The organism is Glaciibacter kafniensis (assembly GCF_039538945.1).
Taxonomy (GTDB): Bacteria; Actinomycetota; Actinomycetes; order Actinomycetales; family Microbacteriaceae; genus Cryobacterium; species Cryobacterium kafniensis.
The window spans coordinates 1-4,858 of sequence record NZ_BAABCN010000018.1 but is presented as its reverse complement, the minus strand read 5'-3'; the positions used below and the strand labels follow the sequence as shown (position 1 = coordinate 4,858).

Here is a 4,858-nt window from a genome sequence, read left to right as displayed (position 1 = left end):
CGAGACGGCGAGTTTATCGATGAAAAGAGGCATTGCAAGTCCTTTCGGATTCAGGTACCGAGCACGCGATCGAGCTCGGCGGTGACAAGATCAGGAAATTCTTCGGGGATGTAGTGGTCGGCTCCGTCGACCACGACCCAGCGGTCGCCGGGCCGATCGTTGATTGCCGCCTGCCAGGCCGCCTCCGTCACGATGCGACTGTCGGCACCGCGGAGGTGCACCATCGGAGCCTGAACCGCACGAAACTCGTCGTCCCACGGCGTGCGAAAGCCGTCGATGAGCTGGCGCATGGCTTCGGGATCGGCGTACGGCACCAGGCTGCCATCGGCGAGCGCCCGGTACCCCCAGCGCGCCCGGCGCTCGACCGCTCCGGGCAGGATCGCGCGGTAGCGGCCGCGCAGGTAGCTCTCGATCTCACCCCGAGAGCCAAACGAGCGAAAGCCGCCCGCCACCCTCACGTCGAGCTCATCCAGCACCGCCGGCTCAATGTAGGGCGTGTAGTCGACGACGACAACACCCGTCACGCGATCCGGATGCAATGCGCCCACGAGCCAGGCATTGCGTCCGCCCAAAGAATGGCCGGCCACAACTGCCTGGTCGATCCCGAGTGCGTCGAGCACTGTCACGACATCGTCGGCGAAATCGCGCCCCGTGTACCCGGTCGGCGGCTTGTCGCTCCGACCGTGCCCGCGCTGATCGAGGGCGATCACGGTCGCGTGGTCGTGCAGCCCGTCGCCGACCGGTTCCCAGACGGCGTGGTTCGCCGAGGTCCCGTGCAGCAGCACGACGGCGGGCCCTGAACCACGCACCCGGAAGGCGATGTCGACATCCGCCCCCCTGGTGCGCTGCAGGCCGTCGTCGATCTGTTCGATCCCGACCGCGGGGAGCATCACACGTTCGGGATGGAGGAGAGCGTCTTGCGCGCCGCAATGAGCCCGGTGATGATCTCCTTGCGCTTCGCGTCGACGTCGCCTTCGCCGTACTCGTACATTCCGCCGCCTGTCTTGAAGCCGAGCTGGCCAGCGGCGATCTTGTCCTTGATGAACTGCGGGGTGTCGGTACTCACGTCGAGTTCCTTGTTCAGGTAGCCCGAAACCGCCTGGTAGATGTCCAGGCCGGCCATGTCGAGCAGACGGGTCGGGCCGACCACAGAGAGCTTGTAGCCGATTCCCCACTTCACGCAGGCGTCGAGGCCCTCTGGCGTGACGATGCCTTCCTCCAGCAGCGCCATGCACTCGCGGAGGATCGCGTAGAGCACGCGGTTCTCGACAAAGCCCGGGATCTCCTTCTCGATCACGGGAACGTAATTGAACGACTTCACGATCTCGGCGAGCTTGTCGACGAGCGCCAGGTCGGTCGCCTTGCCGGGGATGATCTCGATCATGGGGATGAGGTGGGGCGGGTTCGACCAGTGCATGCCGATCAGGCGTCCGGGCAGCGTCATGCTCTCTGCCATCGTCGTGATCGGGATGCCGGAGGTGTTCGTGGCGATGATGACGTCGTCGCCGACGCGTGCCTCGATGTCGGCGAAAACCTTCTGCTTGAGTTCGAGCTTCTCTGGCACGGCTTCAATGATGAGACCGGTGCCGGCGAGAGCCTCATCGAGATCGGTGCCGAAGCTGACTGAACCGCCGGGAACCATCGGAGACCCGACGGCCTCGAGAACACCGGTGACGACGCCGTAGGCGGCTTCAGCGCGCGCGATTGCCTCGTCGGAGATGTCGTAAAGCCGCACTGTCGCGCCGGCCCTGGCCAAGGTCGCGGCAATGCCGGGGCCCATGGTGCCTGATCCGATGACGGTGGCGATGTTGGGAAGACTGCTCATCTGTGTACTCTTTCTCGCGTTGTGTGGATCAGACTGCCGGCGGAAGGCCGATGGGAGAGATGCCGATGCCGTAGGCGGCCTCGACGCGCTCCAGACGTCGGTTGAAGTAGGTCCAGAAGTTGTGCTGGGCCTTGGAGGGGTAAATGCGGTCGAACTTCTCCTTGGTCTCCTCGGCGTCCGGCTCGATCGGTGCGAAGCCAGACGACTTGAGGTCGACCTGGAAGCGGGCGGCTTTCTCCAGGAAGATGCCGGTGAGCGTCACTTCGGCGACCGTGCTGCCGACGAAAGCAACGCCGTGGTTGGCGAGCAGGAGGGCCTGCGCGTTGCCGAGTTTCTGGGCGGCGGCGACGCCGAGCGGCACGGTGGTGATGATGTGACTCGTCTCCGAGAAGCGCGGCACCCCCTCGTAGGCGAACCAGACTCCGTGGTTGTTGTACGGCTTCAGGTTCTCTTCTGAGGCGCCGAGAACGGTGGCGAAGTGCGAGTGAGAGTGACCGACGAAGTTCACGTCGGGGCGCGCTTTCATGATTTCGGCGTGCAGCGGCCACTCCAGGTGGCGCAGGCCGGTGCCTTCGCGCACGTTGCCGTCGAAGTCGATGAGGATGAAGTCATCCCCCTCGACCTCGCTCAGCGCAAGGTTGCCGCGCTTGAGCCACAGTCCGCGGCCGAACGGGTCCCGGAATGAGAGGTGCCCCATCGACATGTCGCCGTGGCCCTCCAGCTCCAGGATGCGGTGAGCGCGGGCCACGTCGGCCAGGATGCTCGCGATGGACTGGTCCTCGTAGTACTGCGTGTGCGAATAGGTCACGCTGGCTCCTTAGTGATTCAGTTCTGACGGGCGAGAACGTCGGCGACGGTGATGCCGCCCACGCGGGCGTTCACCCGGCCTCCGGTGGCGACCGCCGCGAAGATCACGAGTTCATCGGGGCGCGGGGCATCCGCAAGCGTCACGGTGATCGCGTCGTAGTGCGACCGCACGTACACCTCATCTTTGTACGCGAGCGGGATGTCGATCGTGGTGCCGGCCGAGGCCTGCTTCGTCGCCGACGAAATCCACGCGTCGCCGCCGCCGATGGCGTCGCGCAGGGCGTTGCCGAACACCGTGGTGACGCACGCCACGACATGCTCCTGCTCGCCGGCGAGCCCTGCGATACCGCCCTTGCCGTAGCTCTCCGCCGGGCGACCTCCGAGGAGGGCCAGTGCACGGCGGCCGAGTTCGGTGCCGAGGCTCGCGCTGGGGTTCGTCAACGGAGAGAGATCCTCAACCCACTGGCCGGCGAACGGGTTCTGGATCACGACCGCAACTGCCGCTTTGACCAGCGGCTGCTCCGGTGCGGGCCCGAGATCGTGGACGGTTTCCTGAACGAAGGAGTGCCAGGCGCGAACCTTGTAGAACGGGTCAATACTCATAGTGCGTGTACCTCATGACGGTTGGGATCGGTGGGGTTGTAGCAGGCTGTCTCAACACTTTCTCCGACGAATTGTCCGCCTTTCGACATCTCGCGGGTGTCCGCGTACCACTGCGAACGGTCCTGGGCACGATCAGTGTATGGGCGCTCAAGACGCTCCCATTCCGTCAGCGCGGCAGGCAACTCACCGGATCCGGCGGCGGTTGCCGCCTCGGCCAGCGTCCAGGCATTCTGCATCGCCGTACCGGCACCCTGGGCGAGCGCAGGGCACATCGCGTGCGCCGCGTCGCCGATCAGGGCAATCTTGCCGTGGGTCCAGCTCTGCAGTCGGGTGGTCTGGTATCCGTAGTACTTGCCTGGCGTCTTCGCGGCATCCGCGAGTACCGGTGCGAGTTGCGGAAAGACGGATGTCCAGAGGTCGAGGTCGATTGGCACGCGCGACCCGTCGGCATCCGCGGCCGGCGACATGAGCGCGATGTACAACTCGTCCTTGTTGGCCGGGGTGTAGAGCACTCTGAGCACCCGGGGTTCGAGATTCCAGAAGTCGATCACGTTGTCCCACTCGGTCTCCGGCTCGAGCTCCTGGAGTTCGGCCTTCCGGCGAGGAACAAGGAACCGCGTGATGCCATCGCCGGATCGCTGTCGCTCGAGCGGCACCCCGAGTGAATCCCGCACAGCCGAGCCGACGCCGTCGGCTCCCACGATGAGGTCGGCTTCGGCAGAGTCACCGTTGGCAAAGGTGATGCGCCCTTCTGGGGTCGCCGAGACGACCTCAGACCCCGCGACCACCTCGGCACCGGCCTCGCGTGCGGCGAACAGGAGCGTCTGGTGCAGGTGCGAGCGCGTCAGCGTGCGCCAGCGGATGCCGTCGAGCGTCTCCTGCGACTGGATCACATTGTTCATGCGCGTCTCGTAGGCGGGCGGGGTCATGGAGCGCGACATGAGGTCGTGCGTGCCACCCAATTTGTCGATCACCTGAAGGCTGTTGTTCCACAGCACGATGCCGGCACCCTCAGTGCGGAGGTCGGCGGCTCGTTCATGAACCCGCACACTCCAACCCATCCGTGCCAGCGCAGCGGCTGCCGTGAGTCCCGCAAAACCTCCACCGGAGATCTCGGCGTGGCGTTGGCCAGTGGCCATGTGTAATTCCCCTCGCTCAGCGGCTCTTCCCGAGCCAATCGCTTTGCAAATTCTCACATTCTGAGGATCCGTTATCGCAATAGTAGAGATTGTGGCATTGAGCTTGCTCGGGGCGCAAGAGATTTCACTCGATTGCGTCAACGATTTACACGGCCGTAACATCTCGCAGCGGTGATGGCGGTACGGCTCGGTTGCGTCACGAACCACCTCAGTCGCGCGCCACAGAATTCGGCGGAAATGGGGCGCGGATGGGGTTTCACCTGCGTTTTCGTTGGTCGAGGAACGAGCGCCAGCGAGTGTCTATGAGGTATATGGGCCATTTCGTTGATCGAGGAGCGCGCGAGCTTGCGAGCACGCGTCTCGAGATCTCGCGAGCAAATCCTTGAACTCGGGTTGCGTTCAAACATTGGCTCAGGTCACGTCCCGCTGAGTGGTGGAGTTTCTCAACACCGTGCGGGTCAGTGTTTTGATTATGCCGCAGCGA

General features: G+C 64.5%; 5 protein-coding genes. All 5 read right to left on the bottom strand.

Features of this window, described 5'->3' with window-relative positions; all coding sequences use genetic code 11:
* Positions 1-50 precede the first annotated feature (50 nt).
* The 5 genes from ABD791_RS20565 to ABD791_RS20545 are packed head-to-tail and all read right to left on the bottom strand — an operon-like array spanning position 51 to position 4,374.
* Entirely contained in the window at positions 51-890 is an 840-nt protein-coding gene (locus ABD791_RS20565; RefSeq protein ID WP_345069951.1) for an alpha/beta fold hydrolase, read from the bottom strand.
* A complete protein-coding gene (locus ABD791_RS20560) occupies positions 890-1,825 on the bottom strand; it encodes a 3-hydroxyacyl-CoA dehydrogenase NAD-binding domain-containing protein (RefSeq protein ID WP_345069798.1) in 936 nt (311 codons plus the stop codon). The genes ABD791_RS20565 and ABD791_RS20560 overlap by 1 nt, the downstream gene beginning before the upstream one ends.
* 28 nt (positions 1,826-1,853) lie before the next feature.
* Entirely contained in the window at positions 1,854-2,633 is a 780-nt protein-coding gene (locus ABD791_RS20555) for a class II aldolase/adducin family protein (protein WP_345069797.1), read from the bottom strand.
* 17 nt (positions 2,634-2,650) lie between these two features.
* Positions 2,651-3,235: an amino acid synthesis family protein gene (locus ABD791_RS20550; protein WP_345069796.1), complete on the bottom strand. Its 585-nt coding sequence runs from the start codon at positions 3,233-3,235 to the stop codon at positions 2,651-2,653.
* On the bottom strand, positions 3,232-4,374 hold the full coding sequence (locus ABD791_RS20545; protein WP_345069794.1) for an FAD-dependent oxidoreductase: 1,143 nt from the start codon (positions 4,372-4,374) through the stop codon (positions 3,232-3,234). The genes ABD791_RS20550 and ABD791_RS20545 overlap by 4 nt, the downstream gene beginning before the upstream one ends.
* Positions 4,375-4,858 lie beyond the last annotated feature (484 nt).